We start from the raw sequence: 26267 nt of genomic DNA, 5'->3' as shown, positions 1-26267 counted from the left end.
AAGTTCCCTTCCGCCTGCGTCAATCCAGGGGACGGTAGTTTACGCCTAGGGCTGCGAGGCGTTCCAGGTGTATGCGCAGGCGCTGCATAAACCCGCCGAACTCCCTGCGTTCCCGGAGCGTCCACACCACCTCTGCCATAGCGCACTCACGAGGGAATGCCATGTACTCCAGATACTCGGGGGTCTTGATGTATTCCGTCCACATCTGCGCCTGCGCGCCAAGGATATGCCGGGCCTCCATCTCGGAAAGCTGGCTGGGCACGGGCTCGAACTCGTATACCCGCTCGATTGGCAGGAATCCCCCAATCGCCAGCGGCTCCGACTCGTTCTTGGACTGGTAATAATCGAAATAGGTGTGCGTTGTTGGGGCCATTACGACGTCATGGTTGGCTTTGGCCGCGGCAATCCCGCCGTCGATGCCGCGCCACGACATCACTGTCGCGCCTGGCGCAAGGCCTCCTTCGAGGATTTCATCCCAACCGATAAGCCGCCGCCCGCGCTCCGTGAGAAACGCGTCCATGCGCCCGATAAACCAGCTCTGCATCGCGTTTTCGGTTTCTATTCCCAACTCGCGCATGCGCTCCTGCACGCGCGGACTCTCTTTCCATTGCTTCTTCGGACACTCATCCCCGCCAATATGAATGAACTCGCCCGGGAAGAGCTCGAGCACCTCGCTCAGCACGTCCTGCAAGAACAGTATAGTGCTCTCTTCGACATTGAACACGTTTTCGTTTACGCCCCAACGCGTACGCACGGGAAGCTGTTCGCCGGTGCAGCCAAGCTCGGGATACGACGCGATGGCGGCCTGAGCGTGCCCGGGCATCTCGATTTCAGGCACGAGCGTAACGTGCCGTGCCGCGGCGTAAGCCACAAGCTCGCGGATATCGTCCTGCGTGTAGAATCCGCCGTGCCTTATCCCATCGAACGTGTACTCGCCCCCGCGGGGTTTCCCCACCTGCGTCTCTGCGCGCCAGGCTCCCACCTCGGTAAGTTTGGGATATTTCTTGATCTCGACGCGCCACCCCTGGTCATCGGTCAAATGCAGGTGAAGACGGTTGAACTTGTGCATGGCCATCACGTCAATGTACTTCTTGAGAAACTCCTTCGGCATGAAGTGCCGGGCCGTGTCGACCATCATTCCACGCCACGCGAACCGGGGGCGGTCCATGATCTCGACGCACGGCGCGGACCATGCCGGGGAACTTGCCGCTTCACGCGCAAATGCCTGCGGCGGCAAGAGCTGGCGCAGCGTCTGCGCGCCGTAAAACAGCCCCGCCGCTGCACGCGCATGAATGACCACGCCCTCGGGCGTTACCGTGAGACGGTAGCCCTCGCCGTCCGCCTGTTCAAGCCCCTCGCCGCTCCCAAAGAAGATCGTGCTGGCAGCAGGGCTTTCCCCTGCACGCACCGGCAATGGGAGTTGCATTGGGGGACGCAGGTACTCCGCCAATGCGCCCGCCGCCGCTTCCGCCCCCGCAGCATTCGCGTCGTATACAATTGCCGTCTCCGCGTTAATGCCGAACCGGCCCGGTTTGGCCTCCATTTGCGCCGGCAACGGAATGAGAACGGGCTGCTCCGCCCCTTCCCCTTCGGCCGCAGTCAGTACCCACATCGAAAGCGCCACCTCAAACAACATCGCAGTCCACCTCCCTGGTTATAGTGGTCGGAAGACCGCATGCTAGCGCAATGCCCCCGCCACCCGCAACGCAGCAAGAGGGAGAGCCGTCACCTATTCTGTCCCTTCGTGCTCTAAACGACGCTGCTCGGCCGCTAAAGAGAAGCATCGCTCAAAATGCTTCGGATTAGGTTCAGCCCACGCCCGCCACGCGCGCAGACGTTCCTTGGTTCGATGGGGGACCGCCTTCTTTATCAGAGACTTGACTTTCGCAAACCCGTGCGTTTGCCGTGTCTCTTGATTCACCGCCCTTTCAAAGAAGCTCAACCGATTTCCAGTCTCTGTCTTATTCGGTCGATTCTTCCACTCTGATACATAGTCACTCTGTTGCGGCGGATTTTTGAAAATGGGTGCAAGACTCACTCGTCGGGCTATCGCCAATAAGCTGAAGGCACTAAGCGTGGAATTATACCCAACTCGACTCTGAACAATGGCGGGGTCCATAACTCTGAACCAGTCGCTATCCGAAAAAAGTCGAGCAAGATAAAGTGCACGTAGCCTGTATCCGTTTTCTTCCGAGAATACCCTATAGAAAAGTTCCGGGCTGAACTGGTAGAAACCGTGCCCCATATGGTTGTTTGCGGGGGAAACCATGATTATGTGACCGCCGATCGACGGCAACTCCATGAAATTCCTTAGGGCTCTCGGAAGATCGAATACGTGCTCTAATGTGCCGCCATCGAAAGCCAGGCTGTATCGGTTTACGAGATGCGAAGGAAAAGGTTGATTCAGGTCATGCAAAATGGTGGCTTCCTCAAATCCAGAGGCATCAACGGAGTCTATCTGTGTCGCACCCAATCTCGCGAACAATTCGTCACAAAATCGATTGCTGCTCGTAGTCATAAGTACGGCTTCCGCTTCAGATATTTGCATATCGAATGCCGCAAACACATCACGAAGCCGATTCGATGTCACCAGGATATCTTGGTGACCTAGCGAGATTGTGGCATTGAAGCCGACGCCCGCTCTCTTTGCCAACAAAAGGAGGCGAAGAGTCTGGACTTCAACACCCATCAAAGCTCCCCGTAAACATTGCCGCTACGAATGGCCCACTCACTGGGTCAAACAGCATAAATGGGAACATCTCCTCTTGATAGTTCCCTGTGCTTAGCTTCATAGCGATTGTACAGCATCCAATGCCTTGCTACCAAGACGGCGAACGCAGCGCCGGCAATCCAAATAGTTAACCGCCTTGAATAGCACTCACTTGAGGGTCATGTGCAATCGTCTCCATTCGGAACGATCTTCGACACTGCGGGTCCCAAGAGACTCTTGGGAGCCGTCCGCAGTTCGCCCCCGAAGGAGCTGATTTAGAATAACATGGGGCGACGCCCAGGAATACCAGAGAAATCTGAAAATGAATCGAAACGCGGTCGGAAATCCAGGGATGTCGTGCCCGATGGTCTCCTCAACTGTCTTTTTACGATTTGGGGTTAGGGAGGCGTCGGTTCCCAGCGCGTCACGCCTGGCCGCGTGACGCGCTGGCCCATTATCTACCGCCTCTTGCAGCGCTGGAAACATGGTTCGTTCGTGCCTCTCGCAATTCAATTATTAGCTCCAGGACTTCGTCGGCGGATCCTTTGCCCTCTCTTCGCCCCTTTGGCCGCTTCTGTCCTCTTTATCTCTTGACAGATGCCGGACCAGCACCGTAGGGTGGCGCAACCAGCAAAGGCAGGGAGACAGGCACATATGGCTTTCTTACGATGTTTCGCGTTTTCGGCTCTCATAATCGCCGCAACGCCATCGGCCAACGCGGAGAATTCCGTCCCATTTCCGGTACCCCATTCCCGGCTCGCAACGGACGCGGAGATGGCCGAGGCCCGCGCGTGGCTCGAACGATGGTTCGACTCCGCGGAACCGCGCCCTCCGTTCTCGTTCACGTACGGCGGCGCCGGTTCCCCCGAACTTCTCGCTGATTGGAGACTCGAACATACCCAGGAGATCCTCGAGGGGCGCCAAGTCCGCCGTCTTGTCTGGTCGAACGCCGCCGGGTTTCAGGTGCATTGCGAGGCCGTCAGCTACGCCAACTATCCCGCCATCGACTGGCTGGTATCGTTTCAGAACGCTGGTTCGGCCGATACGCCCATTCTCGAAAACGTGCGCGCGCTTGACGTGAGCGTGCCAATCGGCGCCGGAGCGGCCGCCGTCATACACCATGCGAGGGGCAGCGACTGCGCCTACACCGATTTCGCACCGTTGGCGGACACACTTGCTCCCGGCGGGAGTCTCGCCCTCAACTCGCACGGCAGAGGAGGCGACCGCGGCGGCCTCCCTTCCGTCGAAGCCATGCCCTTCTTCAACGTCGAAACCGCCGATAGCGGCATTCTGTTCGCGCTGGGATGGAGCGCTCCGTGGGAGGCCCGCTTCGAACAAACGGCCCCAAACGAACTCGCGCTCCAGGCCGGCACGGAACCCATACGCGCAAAGTTGATGCCGGGAGAACACATTCGCACCGCGCGCATCGTAATGCTGTTCTGGCAGGAGGGCCGCCTGCGCGCCCATAATCTGTGGCGGCGGCTTCTCCTCGACTATTATTCGCCCACGCCCGGCGGAAAACCGTTCACCGGGCTGCTTGCCGATGCCAACTGGGGCTCGTGGATGAACGCCGAACGGCACCTCGAAGAAATCGCCTGGTGGAACGGCCACAATCTGCCCATGGAGTGCTATTGGGTCGACGCCGGCTGGACCGATATGAGCCAGGGATGGGAGGCCCATCAGTCGCACCAGACGCCCAACAAAGACCTCTTCCCGAACGGGATGAAGCCGCTTGCCGAGGCCGCGCACAGCCGAGGCATGAAGTTCCTTCTCTGGATGGTGCCGGGCAGCGTTCACCCCGCCGTGGGCATTGGCAAGGAGCGTCCCGAGTGGCTCGGCGAACCGTTCACTCACAAAGACTATGGAGGCATGGTCTTTTACGGCCTCGACCATGGCAAACCCGACGTCAACAACTGGATGATCGCGCATTTCAGCCAGGTTGTCGGCGATTTCGGCGTCGACGTCTTCCGGCAAGACGGCGGTAACCTCTGGCCCGAAGATAGAGACCCCGACCGCCAAGGCATGAACCGCACCAAGTACATCGAAGGGTTCTACGACTTCTGGGACGCGCTGCTGGGGAGGCATCCCGGCCTTCTCATCGACAATTGCGCCGAAGGCGGGCGAAAGATCGACATCGAGACCATCCGCCGCAGCATCGTTCTGTGGCGCAGCGACTGCCAGGCCTCGGGCGATTTTGACCCCGTGTCGAACCAGGGATTCAACTATGGCCTGTTCCACTGGCTCCCCCTGTGCGGCGGTGCGGCGCCCGTTTCGAGTCTGAACCCCTATGCGTTTCGCAGCGCGTACTGTCCGGCCATGTTGGTCGGGTGGCCGATGACGCCGGTCGCCAACCTCGCCGGCCGATGGTCCACCATAGACATCGACCTGCTCCGCAAACTCCTGCAGGAATACGTGTCGGTCCGGCCGTACCTCTTCGGCGATTTCTATCCGCTCACTCCGTACAGCATCGAACATGCTCAGTGGGTCGCCTGGCAATTCGACCGGCCCGACATTGGCGAAGGGATGCTTCAGGCATTCCGCAGACCGGAGTGCAAAGACGAGACTCAGACCTATCCGCTCCACGGACTCGACCCGAACGACCGCTATCGCCTCATTGACCGCGACACGGCCGCAACCGTCACACTCACCGGCGCGGAACTCATGTCCGGCGGCGCTCCTGTATCGATCCCCGCCGCACCTGGGGCCGCACTCCTCACCTACCGGAAGGAAGGTTAGCAATGCCGCCTGTGCCGCATATCCGGTGGCATATCATCGAAGGCGCCGCGGGGTGCGCCTATGCCCGGGAGCGCGGCCTTGTGGCCGTCGTGGTCGATGCCCTCCGCGCCAGCGCCACCGCCGCGATGTTGTTCGACGCCGGAGCCACGGAGATCCTGGCCGTCCGCGAAGTATCCGACGCCCACGCCGCACGCCCCGGTTTCAGCGGCGCCCTTCTCTACGGTGAGCGCGGCGGGCTGCCGCCGGAAGGGTTCGACTTCGGGAACAGTCCGCGAACGGTCGAGGCGGCGCGCGGCCGCCGGGTCATCTTCACCACCACAACTGGCGCGGGCCGGCTGCTGGACTGCTGGGGCGCCGAGGCCGCGTATATGGGCTCGACCGTGAACGCCGCTGCCGTCGTCCGCGCCGCCGCAAGCCATGAAAAAGACGTCGTGCTCATTCCCGCCGGACTGGTGTCCGACCCCTTCTTCAACGCGCAGGAGGACTGGACCGCGGCTGCGGCGGTCGCGATGCGTTCAGGACATGCAATTGGCCAGGGCGCCGCCGCGTTCGATGCCTGGCGGAAACGTATCGAGGCTGAAGGGCTCGAGGCCCTGTTTCAAAGCGCGCCTCACGCCGAAAAACTGCGCCGCGTGGGCCTCGAAGCCGACATCTCTTACTGCGCGCAAATGGACCTTACGGCCGCCGTGCCCAAGGCCGTCAAACGGCACCGCTTCGGTGTAATCCTGCAAAACGCCGCTCCATGAGAACTACATTGCGCGGACTCGTCAATGCAAACACGTTGGCATTTGGGGTAGCGGGTTTGATTTCGACACACCCATCAGTCAAATGAGACCACCGCGCACGTGTCCCGGTTCAGCGCCAACGGCGCGAAACATACCCCCTACGATACCGCTGTCTCCTCGTCAACGCCAACGGCGCGGAATATACCCTCTACGATGCCGCTGTCTCCTCGTCAATGCCAACGGCGTGAAATATACCCCCTGCGATACCGTTGTCTCCTCTTGAGCGCCGAAGGCGCGTCACATACCAGCCTTGGCTGAAGGCCAAGGAAACCGCCCCCCCAAAAAAGACACCGGGCTGAAGGCCCGGCACGTCACGTCGCGCGGCCGTTCAATCCCCAATATGTTTCGGGCCTTCAGCCCTCTTTCTCGTTTTGAACCCTGACCCTGGCCCTTCAGGCCAGGCTGGTATGTGACGCGCCTTCGGCGCTGAAGACGAGAAAACCGTAACCTGCATGCACGTTTCACGCCTTCGGCGCTCCGGAGATCCCGTGCCGCCGCCCCTCGCGCGCAAGAGGGGAAAGCCCTAGCCTGTGCGCACGTCTCGCACCATTCGCGCGCAAGAGGGGAAAACCCTAGCCTGTGCGCACGTCTCGCGGCGTTGGCGCCGAAGAATCCCGACCGGTCGGGACCCGCGAATCGCATGGCACCGTAGCTCGTTTGGGCGGCGCTTACCCGGCGCTCCGGGAGATTCGGGTTCTTGACGCTTCGAAGCGGCGGGACTATAGTAAATCCGGGGTTGCAAAGCATGGGTTTACTGAAACACAGGCATCACGAGGAGGGGCGGTAATCATGCACGAATGCTGTTCGGGATACCATGTCGATCTCTCGCGGCGCACGTTCCTGCAGGCCGTGGGAACCGCAACGGCGGGCGCCACGCTCGGGGCGAAACTGGCTGCCGCACAGCAGACCGGCGGCGCGCCCGTCCAACCGCGCCAGAAGGGTGAAGCGCGCATCCGGGCCGCGTTCCTCTATCCCCCGACCGAGAAGCTCCGCCAGGAAGGGTACTACAGCTGGCCAGGCGCTTCATTCGATGCCGAGGGGCGGCAACGCACCCACACGCAGCAGGTCGAGTCCATCGCCCGCGAACTGGGCATGCGCGTGGACATCGATGCGGTTCCGCTTGACGAGGAAGCGAGCGTTTCCGCGTTCATCGCGAACGTCAAACAAGAGCCGCCCGACGGCCTGCTCCTGACCGCGTTCAAGAAGAGCCATTGGAGGCACGTGACGCGCATCATCGACGAAACGGGGGTACCCTCGATCGCAGTGGCGACGGTGGGTGTTCTGCTTGTGGACCACATTCGGCCGATGCACCGCAAACCGGGCGTGTATATGATCAGCTCCTCGGACGATTTCGATGCGGTCAAAGACGGGATGCGCATGGTGCGGGCGGCACGGGCGATGCGAGACAGCTTGTTGATTGACATCCGGGGCGAAGATACGAGCGAAGCCCTCGAGCCGCACTTGAAAACGCGCATCCGCACCATTCCCCACGAACGGTTTTATTCGGAGTATGCGAGCACGGAACTCACGCCCGAGGTCAAACGGCTCGCCGATAGTTACCGCAGACACGCAAAAGAGATCGTCGAACCCAGCCAGAACGATATCCGCGATGCGGCGCGGTGCTACTTCGCTCTGAAACGCGTCATCGAGGCCGAGGGGGCCGACGCGATGATGATGGATTGCCTGCCGGGGCTGCGGCACCCGCGTAAGCATGTGCCGCCCTGCATGGCGTTCATGAGCCTGCGCGACGAAGGCATCCCCGCCGGATGCCAGTCCGACATCAACGCAACGTTGTCCCTCATGCTGGTCCAATCTCTGTTCGGCCTTCCGGGGTTCCAGCAGAACGCCGCGATGGATACTGCGCGCAATCTGTACTTCGGCGCGCATTGCACCTGCCCGTCGAGAATGCTCGGACCCAACAGCCCGCAGCGCCCATACATCCTCCGCAGTCACGCTGAAGCCGGGTGGGGATGCGTGCCGCGGGTATTGTTCGAGAAAGGTCAGAAAGTCACTCTTCTACAGTACCTGACGGGCGAGAAGCCGGAGGTGTTGCTTTACACCGGAGACGTGGTGGATTGTCCCGCCATGCCGCCGGCGGGCGGATGCCGCACCAACATCGCAATGACCATTAACGAAGTGGCCGACGTATGCGATGTCAAGGGCATGCACCAAGTCATCTTCTGCGGCGATCACGGGCGTTCCGTTCGCGCCTTTTGTCAGTTGTACAACATCCCTGTCGTGTCCTGATTCGACTTCGAGGCGCTTCTGGAGACCGCCGACTCGGGTTGCAGCCCGCCAACCCGCTATTGGCCCCCGCATGAGCTGCCAACGGTTATTCTTTGGCGCTGCGGTCGGCCAGGTTCTTTAAGTGATAGAGCAGTTCCTGGGCTTCGCGGGGGCTGAGTTCGTCGGGATTGACCCGCCGGAGTTCCTGCTCGACTTCGCTCGGTTTCGGCGCGGCGCACACGGGGGCAAAGAGCTGCAACTGCTGCGGCAAACCGATGTTGGCGGTGCTGCCGGATTCGAGGGCGGCCAGGATTTCGTGCGCGCGATCAATAACGGTCTTGGGAAGGCCAGCCAGTTTCGCAACCTGGATGCCGTAGCTGTGGTCGGCGCCGCCTTCGACAATGCGGTACAGGAAAATCACTTTGCCCGACCATTCGCGCACGGCAACGTTCAGGTTCTTGATGCGGTCCAGCTTGGAAGCGAGTTCCGTGAGTTCGTGATAGTGCGTGGCGAACAGCGTTTTCGCGCGGATCTTGCCGTGGATATATTCGGCCACGGACCACGCAATGCTGATGCCGTCAAAGGTGCTCGTGCCACGACCGATTTCGTCCAGAACAATGAAGCTGCGCGGGGTCGCTGAATTCAGTATCGCCGCGCTTTCGATCATCTCGACCATGAACGTGCTTTCGCCGCGTACCAGGTTGTCGCTGGCGCCCACGCGCGTGAAGATGCGGTCCACGACGCCGATATGCGCTTCCGCGGCGGGCACAAAGCTGCCCATCTGCGCCATGAGCGTTATGAGGGCCACCTGCCGGAGGTAGGTCGATTTCCCCGCCATGTTGGGCCCCGTCACGATCTGGAGAAACGCCTCCGCGGGATCCAACAGCGTGTCGTTGGGCACGAACTTCCCCTGCGGCATGAGGTCCTCGACCACGGGATGCCGGCCATCCCGCACCACGATGCGGTCCGAATCGTCAATCACGGGTTTGCAGTAATTCTTCGCCACAGCCGTATCCGCCAGCGACAACAACGCGTCCAGAGTCGCTACGGCATCCGCTGTCGCCTGGATCCGGCCCGCCTGGCGGCAGACATCGTCGCGCAAACCGCAGAACAGCTCGTACTCGAGCTCATTCATGCGTTCCTGGGCATTGACAATTTCCTCTTCACGCGACTTCAGCTCGGGGGTGATGTAGCGCTCGGCGTTGACCAGCGTCTGTTTGCGCTGATAGGTCTCGGGGACCTTGGCGGTATTCGCATGCGAAACCTCGATGTAATAGCCGAATACCTTGTTGTACCCTACCTTAAGGTTCGGGATCCCAGTGCGCTCGATCTCCTGCCGCTGGAGGCCCGCGATCCAGTCGCGCCCGCCGCGCACGAGCTCCCGGATGCGATCGAGTTCGGCATTATGCCCATCTTTGATGAGCCGGCCTTCATTGAGCGCCAAGGGGGGCTCGTCAACGATCGCGCCGGCGATCGCCTGCGCCACATCGCGCAATTCGTCAATTCCGCCATGAATCTCCCGGAGCAACGGCATTTCACAATCGGCTATGGCGCCCCGAATATCCGGGAGCCGGGCCAGCGATTCGCCCAGGGCTTTCACGTCCCGCGCGTTGCCGCTGCGCGAGGTCAGCCTTCCCAGAAGCCGCTCGAGATCGGCCACTCCCTTCAGCGTCTCCCCAAGCCGCAGCCGGAGCGCCGTGTCATTGAACAGCGCCTCGACCGCGTCGAGCCGCGCGCGAATGGGCTCGGCATCCAGCAGGGGATGGAGTATCCAATGGCGCAGCTTGCGGCCGCCCATGCTTGTCCGCGTGCAATCCAGCGTGGCGATAAGGGTTCCCCGGCGCGATTTGTCGCGCAGCGACTCGACCAACTCGAGGTTGCGCTGGGTATTGCCGTCCATCACGACAAAGCTCGAGGGGCTGTACCGGCGGGGTAGACGCATGTGCGGAACGGCGTCGCGCTGCGTTGCCCGAAGGTAGGACAAAATCGCGCCGGCGCATGCCGTGGCCTCGGGCGCATCCTCGAGTTCCAGCCCTTTCAACGTGCTCAAACCAAACTGGTCGAGGAGTAGTTCACGCGCATACTTCGCGTCAAAATCGTCTCGGGGACATTTCGTGAACCGCACCTGGTCGAATCGGGCCCGCAATTCCCCCAGCAGCGCATGCTCGTCGCCTTCCGGGAAGAGCACCTCGACCGGCGCCATACGCATGAATTCGTCTGCGAGCGATTTCGCGGGAGCGTCGTCCAACTGCGCCACAAGGAGTTCGCCCGTGGACACGTCGGCCAGCGCCAACCCCGCGGCGGTCCCCCCGAACACGACAGCTCCGAGGTAATTGTTGGACGCGGCATCGAGGAGTTCGGGTTCGAGAACCGTGCCCGGCGTGACGGTACGCGTCACCGCCCGTTTCACCACCCCTTTGGCTTGCCGCGGATCTTCAATCTGGTCGCAGATCGTGACCGTGCGGCCCGCCTGGATGGCCCGGGCAAGATAGCCGTCAACGGCGCGAACCGGCACCCCGGCCATGGGAACGCGGACGTCTTTCTCCGCCCCGTCGCGCGAGGTAAGGGTCAACCCGAGCAGTTCCGACGCCTCGATGGCGTCCTCGAAGAAAAGCTCGTAGAAGTCGCCCATCCGGAAGAACAAAAGGGAGTCGCCCGTTTCGGCCTTGGCGTCCAGATACTGACGCAGCATGGGCGTCAGGTCTCGCTCCGAGATATCGCCCAGGGATTTCCATTGCTTAGCCATACGGCGCGATTATACCAAGGCCCGAGGGTGGGGCGAACTTCGCTCGAGGTTGCCCCTTCCCCCTCTCCAACAAGCAAAACGCACAGGAGCGGTCATTCGAACCGGCTCCTGTGCGTAGAAAGACCACCGACGCGCTTATTCTTCCTCCTCGTACTCACCGAGGCCAACCAGTTCGATGCGCGCCATGGAAGAGGCATCGCCAAGACGGTTCCCCAAGCGCAGGATGCGGGTGTAGCCACCCGGACGTTCCGCGAACGCCGGCCCAATCTCATTGAACAAGCGGCTGACCGCCCCCTTGTCGCGCAGCGCCGCGAAAGCGCGACGCCGGTTGTAAACGGTATCCTTCTTGGCCATGGTGATCAACGGCTCGGCAAAACCGCGCAGTTCCTTGGACTTCGCCAGCGTGGTTTCAATCGCGTTGTGAGTAAAGAGGGCCACGGCCATATTCTTTACGGTAGCTTTGCGGTGCGACATGCTGCGACTGAGCCGTCTACCTGCTTTACGATGCCTCATGATTACGATTCCTATTCCTCTTGAAATGTTCCTTGGGGCGCTCCGCGCTCCCGCCGATTCCCGATTGTACCTGAAACGGCGCCCCGTCAGGTAGTTTTGCTCGTCTGCCTGCTTCCTTTATCCGCTTCACTATCTTCTTCGCTTCCCATCCCCAATTGCAAATCCATCGAATCAAGGATGCCGCGTATTTCATCCAGCGATTTCTTGCCGAAGTTGTGGAAACGAAGCATCTCGGCTTCCGTGCGCTTCACCAGATCGCCGATCGTCCGGATGCCAGCAGCCTTCAGACAATTGGCCGCGCGCACGCTCAGCTCGAGTTCCTCGACAGGACGCCCCAGTTTGCGCGCCAACTCGGGATCTTCCGCTCCGGCCGCCCCCGTTTCGTGCACTTCCTCCTGCGGCTGCTGCACGAAGATCTTGAGATGCTCGATGAGCAGGTTCGACGCTTCTTCCAACGCCTTCTCGGGCGTGATAGACCCATTCGTCCAAATCTCGAGGATCAGCCGGTCGTAGTCCGTGCGCTGGCCGACGCGCGCGTCTTCCACCAGGAAGTTGACACGCGTGACCGGCGAGAAATTGGCATCCAGATAAATGGTGCCCAGAGGCGCATGTTCAAGTTCAAAATTCTCGGCTGTCACATACCCGCGCCCGCGGGCCACCTTGATCTCCATTTCGACCTCGGTCGAATCCGACGTGGACGTGAAAACCACCAGGTCCGGGTTGAATACCTCGACATCGTGTTTCTGGAACACCTCGGCGGCCGTAACAACGCCGCTGCCCTTGTGTTTGAACGAGAAAATGATGGGCTCTTCCCGGTTCAGGCGCAAATGGCACTTCTTGAAGTTCAAGACCACGTCCGTCGCGTCTTCGGTGACGCCCGGAATGGCCGAGAATTCGTGATGGATCCCCTCAATGCGGATCGCGGTCACCGCGGAGCCTTCCAACGAAGCCAGTAACACGCGGCGCAGGGAATTCCCCACCGTCGTGCCATAGCCCCGCTCGAACGGCTCCACGTTAAAACGCGCATAGTGCTTCGACGCGCCTTCTTCAGCCTTCACGAACTTTGGTGTAACAAAGTCTTTTGCAATCATGCGCTTTCGCCTCCCGGCAATGAGGTCAGTTTCCTGCAGTTACTTCCGTATTCCAGGCAATGCACCCGGCATTCCGGATGCGCCCTACACACGCCGGCGCTTCGGGGGCCGACAGCCGTTGTGCGGGATGGGGGTCACATCCCGAATAAGCGTGATATTCAACCCCGCGGCCTGAATCGCGCGAATGGCGGATTCCCGCCCCGCGCCCGGACCGTTCACCTGCACACGGACCTCCCGGAGGCCCGCCTCGAGCGCCCCGCGGGCGGCGGCTTCCGCGGCCACCTGCGCCGCAAACGACGTGCTCTTGCGCGACCCCGAGAAACCAACCTGACCCGCGCTGGACCAGGAAACCACGTTCCCCTGATTGTCCGTGATGGAAACGATGGTATTGTTGAATGTCGCCTGAATGTGCGCCATACCCGACGTCACATTCAACGTGGTACGCCGCTTCTTACCCTTGCTCTTCCGTTTATCAGTGGCCACCTGACGCGTCCTCCTTCATTATTTCTTCTTAATGGCGGCGCCCTTCTTGCCCTTGCGCGTGCGGGCATTGGTATGCGTGCGCTGCCCCCGCACCGGCAAACCGCGCTTGTGCCGGATACCTCGATAGGAATTAATATCCATCAACCGCTTGATATTCGCGGACACCTCGCGACGCAAGTCGCCCTCGACCTTGTACTTGGCCTGGATAGCCGTCGAAAGGCGGCTGGCCTCGTCGTCCGTCAAGTCCCGCACCCGCGTGTCGGGGTTGATGTTCGTTTCGGCCAGGATCTTCTTGGACCGCGTGGGTCCGATGCCGTATATATAGGTGAGTCCTGCCTCGACGCGTTTTTCGCGCGGCAAATCGACGCCGACTACTCGTGCCATGTTACCCCTTCTCCTTGTCCGGTGGGTTACCGTTATCCCTGACGCTGTTTGTGGCGCGGATTTTCACAAATGACCCGCACCCGGCCATGACGCCGGATAATCTTGCACTTCTCACAAATCTTCTTTACTGAACTACGAACCTTCATTCGCCGTCTCCCTTTAGGAGTCATGCGCTGCCCCTTCCGGGCATCGCACCTATCGAAAGCGCTCGACGATCCGCCCCCGGCCATGGTCGTAAGGCGAAAGCACGACTTTCACCCTGTCGCCGGGCAGCACCCGCACGAAGCGCATACTGTCCTTGCCAGCTATATGGGCCAGCACAACCTGCTTGGTGTCCAGTTCAACCCGGAACACGCCGCTCGGCAGCGCTTCCGTGACCGTTCCGGCCACCCCTTTTCCTGCGTCGTCCGACATGACGGTACGGGATATGCTCCCTCACCGCTGACCCCAAATCAGGCGCGGTGTCGCCGACAAAATCTCCGGGGCCCCGTCGCGCACCACAATACTATGTTCAAAATGCGCACTGGGCATCCCATCCACCGTCACCGCCGTCCAGCCGTCGCGCAATACCTTGACGCCTGGCTTGCCGGCGTTGACCATCGGTTCGATGGCCAACACCATGCCGGCGCGCAAAAGAGGCCCGCGCGACCCGGTGTCAAAATTGGGCACCTGCGGCTCCTCGTGCATCTCGCGTCCGATTCCGTGGCCAACAAAATCACGGACCACGCTAAAGCCCGCACGCTCGCAAACCTGCTGAACAGCCCGTGACACATCCACCAGGTAATTGCCTGCCCGGGCGGCCAGAATACCTGCCGACAACGCCCGGTCCGTCGCATCCATCAGCCGCTGGCGCAGCTCGTCCACCGAACCGCACGCCACCGTCAGGGCAGCGTCTCCGTGGTACCCCCGGTAATAGGCGCCCACGTCTATGCTGACAATCTGCCCTTCGCGCAGCACGCGGTCACCCGGAATCCCATGAACGATCACGTCCTCGACCGAGATGCACGTGCTGTTCGGGTAACCGCGGTAGCCCAGAAACGAAGGCGCCGCTCCCGCGGCCCGAATGCGCTCTTCCGCGAGCCTATCCAGTTCCCGCGTCGTTACCCCGGGCCTGACGTTCTCGGCCAAGGCGACCAGCGTATCCGAGACAATGCCATTCGCGGCGCGCAGAATCCCGATTTCGCGTTCATCACGAATCGCAATCACCGGCTACGCGGCTCCCGCAGTCTCAATCAGTTGTTCAACTTTCGCAAAAACAGCGTCCGGACCGGCCTCCGAGGCAGGAACCGTACGCAGAATCTCCTGGCTGGCATAGTACCCGATGATCGGCTCCGTCGTTTCGTGATACACACGCAACCGTTCACGGATGGTCTGTTCCTCATCATCGGAACGTTGTTCCAGCTTTCCGTCGCAACCGGGCGCGTCGCACCGGCCGCCATTCGCCGAGGGACTGGACTTCAGGTTGAAGATCTTTCCGCACTTGGGGCAAAACCTCCGTGCCGCCAAGCGCTCGACGATCTCCTCGTCGGGCACCTCAATATTGATTGCCATGTCAAGACGGTCGCCGCGCTCGTCCAGCATCTTGGTCAAAGCCTCGGCCTGAGGCACTGACCGGGGAAACCCGTCCAGCACATACCCGCTGCGGCAATCTTCCGCCTGAAGCCGGTCTGCCACGATGGTGCACGTTAACTCATCGGGCACTAACTGTCCAGCAACAAGATACCGCTGAACGTGCTTGCCCAAGTCGGTACCCTCTCTCAAGTGCGCACGAAAAATGTCGCCGGTCGAAATGTGAGGCGCCGCCAAGCGCTGGGCAATACGGACCGCCTGCGTCCCTTTGCCCACGCCCGGAGCCCCTAACATTACGATGCGAAGTCCCATGCGTACCGTTCCAGTCCGCCCGCCAGCGCATTACCGCCGGCCCGGCGTTTTCCGTCCACTCTTCATGAACCCGTCGTAGTTGCGCATAATCAGGTGCTGTTCCACCTGGCGCACCGTATCCAACGCGACACCCACCAGGATCAGCAGGCTGGTGCCGCCAAAAAACTGCGAAACGGTAAAATCCTGAACGTTCAAGCCGCTGTTTACGAATTTGGGCAGCAACGCAACACCCGCAAGGAAGAAAGCGCCCACCAGGGTGATGCGCGTCATCACCCGGTTCAAATACTCGGCCGTCGCCTTGCCCGGACGGACACCCATCACGACTCCGCCGTATTTCTTCAGATTCTCCGCTATCTCGACGGGGTTAAACGTGATCGCCGTATAGAAGAAGCAGAAGAAGATGATCAACCCCGCGTAAATGAGATTGTACAGCAGGCCGTCGTACGTAAACCACGTGCTGAAAAACGCCTCGACCGCCGGCGATTTCACCGCGCTCGCCACCATGCTCGGGAGCATCAGAATCGAGCTGGCGAAGATGATCGGGATCACGCCCGCCTGGTTCACCCGCAGGGGCAGATAATTGCGGCCGCCCGACGTCACGCGGCGGCCCTTGACCTGGCGCGGGTACTGCACCGGGATGCGCCGCTGGCCCGTCGTCACCAATATCACGCCCGCGACGACCAGCACCATCACCGCGATCAGCATAAGGCCTTCAAACATCGTCAAATCGTCATTCTTCAGCTGGAGATACAGGCTGTACACCGCCGTGGGCATGCGCGAAACAATACTCACGAAAATGATGAGCGAAATCCCGTTGCCCACCCCATGTTCGCTGATCTGCTCACCCAGCCACATGATGAACGCCGTGCCCGTGGTAAACGAAACGATGCACAGCACGTAGAAAAAGAGGCTCGGGTTCGGCACGATTGTAAGCCCGGGGCTGTTCAGTTTCACCAGATACGCCGCCACAAAAATCGATTGCACCACGCACAGCCCGACCGTGCCATACCGCGTGTACTCGGTAATCTTCTTCTGCCCTTCAGCGCCCTCTTTGGCCAAGCGCTCCAACGGCGCCCACACCGCCGTCAGCAGCTGGATGATGATCGAAGCGCTGATATACGGCATGATCCCCAGTGCAAACACGGTCGCATTGCTGAACGCGCCGCCCGAAAACATGTCGTAAAAACTCAAGAGACCGCCCGAACCCATCGCTTTGCTCAACGCGCCGCCGTCCACGCCCGGCGTCGGCACGTGTGCTCCCAATCGGTACACGGCAAGCATGATGAGCGTGAAGATAATGCGGCTCTTCAGCTCGGGAATCTTGAGCGCATTCCGGAAGGCTTCTACGGGCTGAGACACTTATTAACCCTCCGTTGACGCGTTGGTCTTGCGGCCGGCGCCGCGGCGAGTGTTCGCGCGGCTATCGGGCACTGCGTACAATTCCACACTGCCGCCCGCCGCCTCGATCTTCTCGCGGGCCGACTCGCTCACCGCATTAACCTTCACGCTGAGTTTCTTCGTAAGTTCGCCGTCGCCCAAAACCTTGACGCCGCCTCTCGACGCGCGCACCAAACCGGCCTTGACCAGCGCAGCAGGCGTAACTTCCGCGCCCGCTTCGAAGAACTTCTCGAGCGCAGCCACGTTCACTACCGCCATCGCGAAGCGATCTTCATGATAAAAACCGCGCTTCGGCAAACGCCGGTTGATCGGCATCTGGCCGCCCTCAAATCCCCGGGGACGAGACGACCCCGAGCGCGCATTCTGCCCTTTATGGCCCTTGCCCGACGTCTTCCCGTGGCCCGAACTCGGGCCCCGCCCGACTCGCTTGCGCTTCTTTCTTGCGCCGGGCGTCTGTGTCAGCGTACTAAGATCCATTTTCGTTCATCCCTGGCTGCGAATTCCTTGCGCGGCGGTCGGCCGCGCCGTGCCCTTACTCAACTCTTACAGGATATCTGTCACGTCGAGACCGCGCCGTTTCCCGACCGTCTCGATCGTTTCCAGTTGCCGCAAACCGTCCAAGGTCGCCCAAACCACATTCGTGGCATTATTCGACCCCAGCGACTTGGTCAAGATGTTACGGTACCCCGCGGCTTCAACGACCGCGCGCACCGGTCCGCCGGCGATTACGCCCGTGCCGAGCGAGGCCGGCTTCATCAAGACCTCCGCCGCGCCAGACCTGCCTATCACTTCGTGGGGGATCGTCGTGCTCACGATCGGCACCGACACCATCTCGCGCTTCGCCTTTTCGATGGCTTTACGGATGGCTTCGGGCACTTCCGTCGCCTTCCCCAGCGCCGCGCCCACGTGCCCCTCGCCGTCGCCCACGACGACGATCGCGCTGAACTTGAAACGGCGTCCGCCTTTCACCACCTTCGCGACACGGTAGATCTTGACGACCTGCTCGATGAAATTCTGCTCCCCCTCGTCGCGAGAAGACCGGTCCGCTCTGGAGTCTCGTTTTTCGTGCACGGTGCTCAAGTCCTTTTCTCCTAAAATTCAAGTCCCGCTTCCCGGGCCGCATCGGCAAGCGCCTTTACGCGGCCGTGAAACAGATTGCCTCCCCGGTCAAAACACACTCTGGTGATCGAAGCGGCTTTGGCTTTCTCGGCAATCGCCTTGCCCACGGCCTTTGCTCCCTCGATGTTGCCGCCCGGCACCTTGGCCGACACGGAAGAGGCCGACGCCAGCGTCCTGCCGGCACTGTCATCAATAATCTGGGCGTATATGTGTTTGGTGGAACGAAACACGCACAGCCGCGGCTGCTCGGCGGTTCCATTGACACGCTGGCGCACGCGCAACCTGCGGCGCTCCCGCAAACGCATCTTCTCTCTTGTCTTCGCCATGATTCCTTGCTCCCAGGTGCGGCCAATCAGCCGGCACCCGCCTTGCCGACCTTACGGCGGATGCGCTCATCGCGGTAGCGAATCCCTTTGCCCTGGTACGGCTCGGGCTTCCGCCACGCGCGAATGTTCGCCGCGACCTGCCCGACCAATTGCTTATCGATACCACTCACCTTGATCGTCTGCGTGCCTTCCACCTCGAAGGCAATGCCCGCCGGAGGCTCTACCACTACGGGGTGGCTGTGCCCCACTGCCAGGTTCAGGCTCTTGCCCTGCATGGAGGCGCGATACCCCACGCCCTCGATCTGAAGCACCCGCTGGTAACCCTGCGTGACGCCAACCACAAGATTGTAAATAAGCGCCCGCGTCAGGCCGTGAAGCGAACGAACTTCCGGATTGTCGCTCGACCGGGATACCACGATCTGGTTGTTCTCGAGCGCCACGCTCACGTCCGGATGAATAAAGTGCTCCAGCGTTCCTTTCGGGCCCGCGACATGGATGCGCCTGGCGGACACCTCCACCTTCACCCCGTCCGGGATCGCAACGGGCAGTTTCCCTACTCGTGACACGACTCTCGTTCCTTTCGTCTCCGGCCCTTTCGCCGGTTTATGCTCGTTCTACTGTTCCGCGGGCCCTCGCTACCAGACCTCGCACAGTACCTCGCCACCTACGCGTGCCTCGCGCGCCTGCTTGCTGGTCATCACGCCCGAAGACGTCGTCAGGATTGTGATGCCCAGGCCGCTGCGCACGGGTTTGATCTCGTTGCAGCGGGCGCGCACGCGAAGACTCGGCTTGCTCACCCGGCGAAGACCCTTCAAGACAGGCTCTCCGCTGGGCAAATAACGCAGCGTAACATGCAAAATGCCCTGAAGACCATCATCTACCCTGTTGAAGTCCTCGATGTATCCCTCCCGCTTCAATACCTCACAGATCTGCTCTTTGAGAGCGGACGCGGGAATATCGACCACGTCGTGCTTTGCGCCCAAGGCATTGCGAATACGCGTCAACAGGTCGGCAATCGGATCGTTCATCGACATGGTTTCGTCTCTCTCCCTTACCAGCTCGACTTGGTCACGCCGGGCAGTTGACCTTCCAACGCCAAATTGCGGAAACAAATGCGGCACAACGCAAATTTGCGCATATAGCTTCGCGGACGCCCGCACACGCGGCACCGGTGATAGGCCCGCACCTTGAATTTCGGCGCGCGTTTGGCCTTGGCGATCATTGATTTCTTGGCCACGGTTACCTCCTTGATCCTTTACCGTTTCATCGCACAGTCCACCCGGCTTCAGCCGCGGAAGGGCATCCCGAATTTCCGCAACAAAGCGTGGCTGTCGTCGGCGCTATTCGAATTGCTAATCACAAACGTTATGTTCATGCCGCGCACGCGGCTGATGCTGTCAACGTCGAGTTCCGGGAAAATCGTCTGCTCCCGCAAACCCAGCGTGTAATTGCCCTGCTTGTCAAAACTCTTCGGCGAAAGCCCGCGAAAGTCGCGGATACGGGGAATCGCGATGTTCAACAGCCGGTCCAGGAACTCATACATGCGGTTGCCCCGAAGCGTCACCGTGCAGGCGATCTTCGCGCCCTCGCGCACCTTGAAGCCCGCGATGGAGCGCCGGGCTGTACGGATACTGCCCTTCTGGCCCGTGATGAGCGCGAGCCAATCCATCGCCTCCTCCAAATACCGCGGTTCCGTCTGTGAATCGCCCACTCCGACGTTCACGACGATCTTCTCCAGCTTCGGCACGTTCATCACGTTCTTACGGCCAAGTTCCTGCATCAACGCGCCGCGAACCGTCTCGCGATAATATTCTCTCAATCTAGCCGCCACGGCTGTTCTCCATCCGCCGGAGCGTCCGCCTCATACGTGCGGATCGCACCAGCTAGTCGTTTAACGTCTCACCGTTCACCTTGTAATACCGCACGCGCGAGCCGTCTTCGAGATGCTTGATGCCCACGCGCGACGGGCGTCCCGCCGACTCGCACCACGGAAGCACGTTCGAGATGTCAATCGGCGCCTCGCGCTCCACAATGCCGCCCTGCTGATTCCGGTGCGAAGGCCGGGTATGACGCTTGATCAGGTTCACACCCTCGACCGTAACGCGGTTGCGCTTCGGAAACACGCGCAACACGCGCCCCCGGCTGCCTTTATAGCTGCCAGTGATCACAACCACCGTATCGCCTTTATGAATGTACATTGCCCGTCTTCCTCAAACCGTTAACCGGCCCGCTGTCCGCAGGACCATCCTCACACGACTTCCGGCGCCAGCGACACAATGCGCATAAACCCCTTTTCGCGAAGCTCGCGCGGCACGGGACCGAAGATGCGCGTCCCCTGGGGCTCCTTGTTCGGGTTGATCAATACCGCCGCGTTCGAATCGAAACGGATCACCGTCCCGTCCGGCCGTTGCGTGTCTTGCCTGGTGCGAACCACCACCGCTTTGACCACATCGCCCTTCTTCACGTTGGAATTCGGCAGCGCTTCTTTGACCGTGGCCGTGATAATGTCGCCCAAATGGGCGTACCGGCGCCGGGTGCCGCCCATCACCTGCATGCACCGAATGCGCCGCGCACCGGTGTTATCCGCAACGTCCAGGTTAGTGTAAATCTGTATCATGACGACGCTTCCTCAATTACCGCTCAGTCGGCGCGGCGCACGATTTCCGTCACGCGCCAACGCTTGGTCTTGCTCAACGGGCGCGTTTCCGCAATGCGGACCACGTCGCCCACGTGACAGGAGTTGTCCTTGTCATGCGCCTTGAATTTCTTCGTGCGCTTGACCGCTTTCTTGTACAGGGCATGCGGCACAGTGCGCTCCACAGCCACCGTCACCGTCTTGTCCATCGCGTTGCTTGTTACCACGCCCACGCGTATCTTTGTCTGACCCCGTTCCGCCATGGTCATTTAGCCTCTTTTGCCTGCTTTGCCTTCGCAAGCTCCCGTTCGCGGATGATGGTCTTAAGCCGGGCGATATCCCGCCGCGCATTCCGGGCGCCGCGCACGTTGTCCACCGCACCCGTGACCTGCTGCATACGAAATGCCCACAGAGCGTCCGTGCGCTCGCGCAGCCGATGCCGCAACTCCTCATCCGTCAGTTCACGAATTTCAGATGCCTTCACCGTATTTCTCCATGCGGAGGCGCGCCACGCGCCTTTACGCCCGCGCCACAAACTTCGTTTGAATGGGAAGTTTGCGGCCTGCCAACCGTACAGCTTCCCGTGCCAGCGGTTCCGGAATGCCCTCCAGCTCGAACATAACCCGGCCCGGTTTCACAACCGCCACCCATTCCTCGGGGGCGCCTTTTCCTTTACCCATGCGCACCTCGGCCGGCTTCTTCGTAACGGGCTTGTCGGGGAAAACGCGTATCCATATCTTGCCGCCGCGGCGAACCGCGCGCGTCAACGCAATACGGGCCGCCTCGATCTGCCGCGCGGTCACCCATCCGTCCTGTACCGCTTTCAAACCGTATTCGCCGAAGTCCACCTTTGTACTGCCCTTCGAGGCCCCGCACCGGCGGCCCCGCTGCACTTTGCGGTGCTTGACTCGTTTCGGCATCAACATCGCTCGTATTCTCCTGGAACTGTCTTCCGTTAGGGCCTACCGGCGCTGACCCTTCTCCGCGCCGCCGCGCCCGCGTCCTTCACGGCGGCCCGTCATCGGCCGCGCTTCCGGCAATCCGGACACCCGTTCACCGCGCTCCACGTCGCCGTGGTAGAGCCAACACTTGACGCCGATCGTTCCGTACGTCGTGTAACTCGTCGCAAAACCATAATCCACATTGGCGCGCAAGGTGTGAAGCGGCACACTGCCCGCGCGCGTCTCTTCGGAACGGGCGATTTCGGCCCCGTTAAGACGGCCCGAAACACGCAACCGAATGCCTTGAGCGCCCAGCCGCATGGTGCTTTGAATCGTCTTCTTCATCGCGCGGCGGAAAGACACGCGGCGTTCGAGCTGCGAAGCCACCGCTTCCGCCACCAGCTGCCCGCTCAACTCGGGGCTGAACACCTCGTGAATGTTGATAAGAAGCTCGCGCCCCGTAAGCCGCTCCAGCTCGAAACGCAGCTTGTCCACCTCGGTGCCTCGAGGACCGATAACCAGGCCAGGCCGGGCCGTGTGAATATGCACCTTGGCCTTCCGGCCGGCCCGCTCGATGTCGATTCGCGCCACACCGGTGTTGTACAGACGCTTCTTGATGTACTCGCGCAGCTTCAGGTCCTCGTGCAGCAGGTCCGCATATTCCTTGTCTGCATACCAGACCGAACTCCAGGTGCGTATCACACCCAGCCGAAAGCCCAACGGATGTACTTTCTGACCCACGGTCCTCTCCTCATCGTACGGCCTCCGCAACGGAGGCTATCACTGTCACGAATCGCTTATCACCAATTCGATATGGCTCATCCGCTTCCGAACGCGCCCCGCGCGACCGCGCGGCATGAAATACAAGCGCTTCATCGACGGCCCGCCGTCCACCAAAACCTTCGTAACCACCATCGCGTCCGTATCAACGCGCTGACGCTTCTCCGCCGCCTTGCTCTCGGCGTTGGCCACGGCCGAATCCAGCAGCTTGGCCAACAGAGGAGCGGCCCCCTTGACCGTAAAGGCCAACGTATCACGCGCTTCTTCGACCTTCTTGCCGCGGATCATGTCGGCAACCAGGCGAATCTTGCGCGGCGCCATCCTGACGAACCGGGCGCGTGCAATCGCCTCCGCCATCACTTACCTCCCTCTTTCGTACCGGAATGTGCCCGGAATGTCCGGGTAGGCGCGAATTCACCCAGCTTGTGGCCTACCGAATTCTCCGTGATGAATACGGGCACAAACTTCTGGCCGTTATGAACGGCGATGGTCATCCCGACCATATCCGGCGTAACGGTCGAACGGCGCGACCACGTCCGGATTACCCGCTTATCCTTCGTGCCCATCTGCTTTTCCACCTTCTTCATCAGGTGATCATCCACGAACGGGCCTTTCTTTACTGAGCGTGGCACAGTACTGTCTCCTCGGCGTTGCTGTCCTACTTCTTCCGGCGGCGAATGATGTACATGTTCGACCGTTTGCTCTTCTTGCGCGTCTTGTACCCTTTGGTGGGCTTGCCCCAGGGCGTCACCGGATGCCGCCCACCCGACGTGCGGCCCTCGCCGCCGCCGTGAGGATGGTCCACCGGGTTCATCACGACGCCGCGCACCTTCGGCCGGTGGCCGAGCCAACGACTGCGGCCCGCCTTGCCTATACTGATGTTCTGATGCTCTTCATTGCCTACGCTGCCAACCGTCGCGCGGCATTCCGACAATACCCGGCGCACCTCGCCCGAGGGCAGCCGCAACGCGGCATAACGCCCTTCACGCGCAATCAACTGGCACGCATTACCCGCCGACCGCGCGATCTTCCCGCCCCGGCCCGGCGCCATCTCAACGTTGTGGACTGTCGTCCCGAGCGGCATACGCGACAGAGGCAGGCAGTTTCCAACCTGGAGCTCCGCCTCTGGGCCGCTGTCTATGACCATGCCCACCTCGAGCCCCGACGGGCACAAAATGTACCGCTTCTCGCCGTCCACATAGCTCACGAGAGCGATCCGCGCCGACCGGTTCGGGTCGTACTCAATGGCCACCACCTTGCCCGCGATGCCCTCTTTCTCACGGCGAAAATCGATCTCACGGTACTGGCGCTTGTGCCCACCGCCCCGGCGCCGCATGGTCACATGGCCGTGCACGTTCCGGCCCGCTTTGCCCGGAAGCGGCGACGTCAGCGGCTTTTCCGGCTTCTTCTTCGTGATGTCCGCAAAATCGGACACGCTCATATAGCGCCGCCCCGGCGTCACTGGTTTGAATCTGCGTAACGGCATGCCTGCTTACTCCCTCTAAATCAGGTCGATGGAATCGCCCTCGTGCAACGTCACGATGGCTTTCTTCCAATGGGCTGTCCGGCCGTACTGCAGGCCACGGCGGCGGCGCTTGCCCGCGTAATTACTCGTATTGACCGACAACACTTTCACGTTGAACAAACGCTCGACGGCGTCGCGAATCTCTGCCTTATTGGCCCGGGGATCGACGCGAAACGCATATTGATTCCGCGTTTCGCTCTGGATCGTCGACTCCTCTGTGATCACCGGCGCCTTGACGATATCATGCGGGTTCCGGCTCATGACAGGCGCTCCTCAAGCTTCGCCACGGCGTCATACACCAGGACGATGCGTTTCGCTTCCAGTACATCCAGGGCATTCACATCCGCCGCGGTCCGAATGGCCACCCGCGGGATATTGCGCGCCGACAACATGACCGGCCTGCTCGCCTCCGCCGTCACCAGCAGCGTGCGCTCCTCACTCGGACGCAGCCGCGAAAGCAGTTCCACAAGCGGCTTCGTCTTTGGCGCATCGCACTGGAGTTCGCGCAACACACACAGCGCGTTTGTGCGTACACGGTCGCTCAGAACGCAGCACAGCGCCTTGTTTCGAGACGCGGCCGTCACCTTCTGGCGATAACTCCGCTTCTGAGGGCCAAACACCGTGCCGCCACCGCGCATCTGCGGCTCACGATTACTACCGTGGCGCGCATGCCCCGTGCCTTTCTGGCGATAGGGCTTCGCGCCTCCGCCACTCACTTCCCGGCGAACCTTCGTCTCCGCATTGCCTTGCCGCTGGGCATTTCGCAGCGAAACCGCCACATCCTTGATCAGCGTCGGGTTGGCAGGCACATCAAACACAGCGTCGCTGAGGTCCACCGACCCCGCCTCGCGGCCATCCGCCTCGAATACTTTCGCCGCTGCCATTGCTACTTGGTTCCTTTCAAACACTTCTTGATTTCAACGTACGCGCCGTTCGCGCCGGGAACAGCGCCGCGAACTATCAACAGATTCTTCTCGAGGTCCACTCTCACGACTTCCAGGTTCTGGACCGTACACCGTACGCCGCCCATCCGGCCTGGCAGCCGCTTGCCCTTTACCACCTTGGACGGGTCCGCGCTCTGACCGATAGAACCCGGAGCCCGGTGGAAATTCGAGCCGTGCGTCGCGGGCCCACCCTTGAAATGGTGACGCTTGTGAACGCCCGCGAAACCTTTGCCCTTCGTTGTACCGGCAATGTCTACAAGATCGCCTGCAGCGAAGATGTCAACACGGATCTCGTCGCCTTGCTTCAGCTGCCCGCCAGGCGCAATGGCCACCTCACGCAGCTGCCTTTTGACCGACTCGCCGGCCTTCGCCTGATGGCCGAGCGCGGGCTTGTTCAACAGCCGTGTCTTGGCATCGTCAAACCCAAGCTGCGCCGCTTCATATCCGTCACGCTCCTTGGTCTTTACTTGCATGACGGTCGCCGGCCCTGCCTGCAACACCGTTACGGGAACCCAGTGCCCGTCATCGGTGAAGATCCGGGTCATCCCGAGCTTCTTTCCCAGCAATGCGCTTACCATGGTCTCTCTATCCTCATAGGGGTCAGGGTCCATACAACCCCGGGCGCCCATCCTGCTGCATCCGCTACTGCTTGATCTCGACGTCCACCCCAGCCGGCAAATCCAACCGCATCAACGCATCAACCGTCTGCGCCGTCGGGTTCACAATGTCCAAAAGCCGCTTATGCGTGCGAACCTCGAACTGTTCCCGGGACTTCTTGTCCACGTGAGGCGAACGGTTGACCGTGTACTTCGAAATTGCCGTCGGCAGCGGGATGGGCCCATTGATGCCAGCGCCCGTGCGCTTCGCCGCCGACACGATCTCTTCGGTCGATTGATCAAGCAACCGGTGATCGTATGCCCGTAATTTGATTCGGATTTTTTGCGTTTCTGCCATTGCCGGACTACGGCTCCATATCCTGGTTAATACTCGTTACTTGACAATCTTGGTAACCACGCCCGCGCCAACGGTCCGGCCGCCCTCGCG

At 61.0% G+C, this 26267-nt stretch carries 35 protein-coding genes; 3 read left to right on the top strand and 32 right to left on the bottom strand.

The annotated features are described in order from the left end of the window. Nucleotides 1-19 precede the first annotated feature (19 nt). Together PLJ71_14880 and PLJ71_14875 are read right to left on the bottom strand one after the other, a co-directional pair. On the bottom strand, nucleotides 20-1636 hold the full coding sequence (locus tag PLJ71_14880; GenBank protein HQM49971.1) for a beta-N-acetylhexosaminidase: 1617 nt from the start codon (nucleotides 1634-1636) through the stop codon (nucleotides 20-22). A gap of 93 nt (nucleotides 1637-1729) precedes the next feature. Further along, a complete protein-coding gene (locus tag PLJ71_14875) occupies nucleotides 1730-2689 on the bottom strand; it encodes a hypothetical protein (protein HQM49970.1) in 960 nt (319 codons plus the stop codon). A 675-nt stretch (nucleotides 2690-3364) separates the two neighbouring features. On the opposite strand from PLJ71_14875, the gene PLJ71_14870 reads away from it, so the two are divergent. From PLJ71_14870 to PLJ71_14860, 3 genes are all read left to right on the top strand, one after another. Next, the gene (locus PLJ71_14870; protein HQM49969.1) at nucleotides 3365-5446 is read left to right on the top strand and encodes an alpha-galactosidase; all 2082 of its coding nucleotides are present in this window, start codon (nucleotides 3365-3367) and stop codon (nucleotides 5444-5446) included. 2 nt (nucleotides 5447-5448) lie between these two features. After that, complete coding sequence (locus PLJ71_14865; GenBank protein HQM49968.1) at nucleotides 5449-6192, top strand: 2-phosphosulfolactate phosphatase; 744 nt, start codon at nucleotides 5449-5451, stop codon at nucleotides 6190-6192. A gap of 828 nt (nucleotides 6193-7020) precedes the next feature. Beyond that, complete coding sequence (locus PLJ71_14860) at nucleotides 7021-8478, top strand: twin-arginine translocation signal domain-containing protein (GenBank protein ID HQM49967.1); 1458 nt, start codon at nucleotides 7021-7023, stop codon at nucleotides 8476-8478. An 85-nt stretch (nucleotides 8479-8563) separates the two neighbouring features. Here the strand turns inward: PLJ71_14860 and mutS are convergent, their stop codons facing one another. The 30 genes from mutS to rpsJ all read right to left on the bottom strand — a co-directional run bounded on the left by mutS (nucleotide 8564) and on the right by rpsJ (nucleotide 26177). Next, on the bottom strand, nucleotides 8564-11203 hold the full coding sequence (mutS, locus tag PLJ71_14855) for a DNA mismatch repair protein MutS (protein ID HQM49966.1): 2640 nt from the start codon (nucleotides 11201-11203) through the stop codon (nucleotides 8564-8566). Nucleotides 11204-11338: 135 nt separating this feature from the next. After that, the gene (rplQ, locus tag PLJ71_14850; protein ID HQM49965.1) at nucleotides 11339-11716 is read right to left on the bottom strand and encodes a 50S ribosomal protein L17; all 378 of its coding nucleotides are present in this window, start codon (nucleotides 11714-11716) and stop codon (nucleotides 11339-11341) included. 86 nt (nucleotides 11717-11802) lie between these two features. Beyond that, nucleotides 11803-12807 (bottom strand): DNA-directed RNA polymerase subunit alpha, encoded by a 1005-nt coding sequence (locus tag PLJ71_14845; protein ID HQM49964.1) that lies wholly within the window; start codon nucleotides 12805-12807, stop codon nucleotides 11803-11805. An 84-nt stretch (nucleotides 12808-12891) separates the two neighbouring features. Next, entirely contained in the window at nucleotides 12892-13224 is a 333-nt protein-coding gene (gene rpsK, locus PLJ71_14840; protein ID HQM49963.1) for a 30S ribosomal protein S11, read from the bottom strand. 84 nt (nucleotides 13225-13308) lie between these two features. Continuing rightward, nucleotides 13309-13674, bottom strand: coding sequence for a 30S ribosomal protein S13 (gene rpsM / locus PLJ71_14835; GenBank protein HQM49962.1), 366 nt, complete (start codon nucleotides 13672-13674; stop codon nucleotides 13309-13311). A gap of 32 nt (nucleotides 13675-13706) precedes the next feature. Then, entirely contained in the window at nucleotides 13707-13820 is a 114-nt protein-coding gene (rpmJ, locus tag PLJ71_14830; protein HQM49961.1) for a 50S ribosomal protein L36, read from the bottom strand. Between the two features lie 49 nt (nucleotides 13821-13869). Beyond that, nucleotides 13870-14088, bottom strand: a complete 219-nt coding sequence (gene infA / locus PLJ71_14825) for a translation initiation factor IF-1 (GenBank protein HQM49960.1) — start codon at nucleotides 14086-14088, stop codon at nucleotides 13870-13872. Nucleotides 14089-14109: 21 nt separating this feature from the next. Continuing rightward, a complete protein-coding gene (gene map, locus PLJ71_14820; protein ID HQM49959.1) occupies nucleotides 14110-14880 on the bottom strand; it encodes a type I methionyl aminopeptidase in 771 nt (256 codons plus the stop codon). A 3-nt stretch (nucleotides 14881-14883) separates the two neighbouring features. Then, entirely contained in the window at nucleotides 14884-15555 is a 672-nt protein-coding gene (locus tag PLJ71_14815; protein HQM49958.1) for an adenylate kinase, read from the bottom strand. A gap of 30 nt (nucleotides 15556-15585) precedes the next feature. Then, nucleotides 15586-16914, bottom strand: coding sequence for a preprotein translocase subunit SecY (gene secY / locus PLJ71_14810; GenBank protein ID HQM49957.1), 1329 nt, complete (start codon nucleotides 16912-16914; stop codon nucleotides 15586-15588). 3 nt (nucleotides 16915-16917) lie between these two features. Further along, a complete protein-coding gene (rplO, locus tag PLJ71_14805) occupies nucleotides 16918-17430 on the bottom strand; it encodes a 50S ribosomal protein L15 (GenBank protein ID HQM49956.1) in 513 nt (170 codons plus the stop codon). A 66-nt stretch (nucleotides 17431-17496) separates the two neighbouring features. Next, nucleotides 17497-17961, bottom strand: a complete 465-nt coding sequence (rpsE, locus tag PLJ71_14800) for a 30S ribosomal protein S5 (protein HQM49955.1) — start codon at nucleotides 17959-17961, stop codon at nucleotides 17497-17499. Between the two features lie 83 nt (nucleotides 17962-18044). Further along, nucleotides 18045-18398 (bottom strand): 50S ribosomal protein L18, encoded by a 354-nt coding sequence (gene rplR, locus PLJ71_14795; GenBank protein HQM49954.1) that lies wholly within the window; start codon nucleotides 18396-18398, stop codon nucleotides 18045-18047. A gap of 26 nt (nucleotides 18399-18424) precedes the next feature. Continuing rightward, a complete protein-coding gene (gene rplF / locus PLJ71_14790) occupies nucleotides 18425-18964 on the bottom strand; it encodes a 50S ribosomal protein L6 (GenBank protein ID HQM49953.1) in 540 nt (179 codons plus the stop codon). Nucleotides 18965-19033: 69 nt separating this feature from the next. Further along, nucleotides 19034-19432, bottom strand: coding sequence for a 30S ribosomal protein S8 (rpsH, locus tag PLJ71_14785; protein HQM49952.1), 399 nt, complete (start codon nucleotides 19430-19432; stop codon nucleotides 19034-19036). 17 nt (nucleotides 19433-19449) lie between these two features. Then, a complete protein-coding gene (locus PLJ71_14780) occupies nucleotides 19450-19635 on the bottom strand; it encodes a type Z 30S ribosomal protein S14 (protein ID HQM49951.1) in 186 nt (61 codons plus the stop codon). Between the two features lie 48 nt (nucleotides 19636-19683). Further along, the gene (gene rplE, locus PLJ71_14775; protein ID HQM49950.1) at nucleotides 19684-20229 is read right to left on the bottom strand and encodes a 50S ribosomal protein L5; all 546 of its coding nucleotides are present in this window, start codon (nucleotides 20227-20229) and stop codon (nucleotides 19684-19686) included. A gap of 52 nt (nucleotides 20230-20281) precedes the next feature. Beyond that, nucleotides 20282-20596 carry a 50S ribosomal protein L24 gene (gene rplX / locus PLJ71_14770; GenBank protein HQM49949.1) on the bottom strand — a complete coding sequence of 105 codons (315 nt, stop codon included), beginning with the start codon at nucleotides 20594-20596 and terminating at the stop codon, nucleotides 20282-20284. 50 nt (nucleotides 20597-20646) lie between these two features. After that, nucleotides 20647-21015, bottom strand: a complete 369-nt coding sequence (gene rplN / locus PLJ71_14765) for a 50S ribosomal protein L14 (protein ID HQM49948.1) — start codon at nucleotides 21013-21015, stop codon at nucleotides 20647-20649. Nucleotides 21016-21038: 23 nt separating this feature from the next. After that, nucleotides 21039-21296 carry a 30S ribosomal protein S17 gene (gene rpsQ / locus PLJ71_14760; GenBank protein HQM49947.1) on the bottom strand — a complete coding sequence of 86 codons (258 nt, stop codon included), beginning with the start codon at nucleotides 21294-21296 and terminating at the stop codon, nucleotides 21039-21041. A gap of 2 nt (nucleotides 21297-21298) precedes the next feature. Further along, nucleotides 21299-21517, bottom strand: a complete 219-nt coding sequence (rpmC, locus tag PLJ71_14755; GenBank protein ID HQM49946.1) for a 50S ribosomal protein L29 — start codon at nucleotides 21515-21517, stop codon at nucleotides 21299-21301. A gap of 34 nt (nucleotides 21518-21551) precedes the next feature. After that, on the bottom strand, nucleotides 21552-21959 hold the full coding sequence (gene rplP / locus PLJ71_14750) for a 50S ribosomal protein L16 (protein HQM49945.1): 408 nt from the start codon (nucleotides 21957-21959) through the stop codon (nucleotides 21552-21554). 36 nt (nucleotides 21960-21995) lie between these two features. Next, a complete protein-coding gene (gene rpsC, locus PLJ71_14745) occupies nucleotides 21996-22715 on the bottom strand; it encodes a 30S ribosomal protein S3 (protein HQM49944.1) in 720 nt (239 codons plus the stop codon). 45 nt (nucleotides 22716-22760) lie between these two features. After that, nucleotides 22761-23111, bottom strand: coding sequence for a 50S ribosomal protein L22 (gene rplV, locus PLJ71_14740; protein HQM49943.1), 351 nt, complete (start codon nucleotides 23109-23111; stop codon nucleotides 22761-22763). Further along, nucleotides 23111-23386 carry a 30S ribosomal protein S19 gene (gene rpsS / locus PLJ71_14735; protein ID HQM49942.1) on the bottom strand — a complete coding sequence of 92 codons (276 nt, stop codon included), beginning with the start codon at nucleotides 23384-23386 and terminating at the stop codon, nucleotides 23111-23113. The genes rplV and rpsS overlap by 1 nt, the downstream gene beginning before the upstream one ends. Before the next feature lie 26 nt (nucleotides 23387-23412). Continuing rightward, nucleotides 23413-24240: a 50S ribosomal protein L2 gene (rplB, locus tag PLJ71_14730; GenBank protein HQM49941.1), complete on the bottom strand. Its 828-nt coding sequence runs from the start codon at nucleotides 24238-24240 to the stop codon at nucleotides 23413-23415. A gap of 15 nt (nucleotides 24241-24255) precedes the next feature. Beyond that, nucleotides 24256-24540: a 50S ribosomal protein L23 gene (gene rplW, locus PLJ71_14725; GenBank protein HQM49940.1), complete on the bottom strand. Its 285-nt coding sequence runs from the start codon at nucleotides 24538-24540 to the stop codon at nucleotides 24256-24258. Continuing rightward, nucleotides 24537-25163 (bottom strand): 50S ribosomal protein L4, encoded by a 627-nt coding sequence (rplD, locus tag PLJ71_14720; GenBank protein ID HQM49939.1) that lies wholly within the window; start codon nucleotides 25161-25163, stop codon nucleotides 24537-24539. Before rplD ends, rplW begins: the two co-directional genes overlap by 4 nt. 2 nt (nucleotides 25164-25165) lie before the next feature. Beyond that, entirely contained in the window at nucleotides 25166-25801 is a 636-nt protein-coding gene (rplC, locus tag PLJ71_14715; protein HQM49938.1) for a 50S ribosomal protein L3, read from the bottom strand. A 64-nt stretch (nucleotides 25802-25865) separates the two neighbouring features. Then, nucleotides 25866-26177, bottom strand: coding sequence for a 30S ribosomal protein S10 (rpsJ, locus tag PLJ71_14710; GenBank protein HQM49937.1), 312 nt, complete (start codon nucleotides 26175-26177; stop codon nucleotides 25866-25868). Nucleotides 26178-26267 lie beyond the last annotated feature (90 nt).

Source organism: Candidatus Hydrogenedentota bacterium (genome assembly GCA_035416745.1).
In the GTDB taxonomy this organism is placed as follows: Bacteria; Hydrogenedentota; Hydrogenedentia; order Hydrogenedentales; family SLHB01; genus UBA2224.
This window is presented reverse-complemented; position numbering and strand designations above follow the sequence as displayed.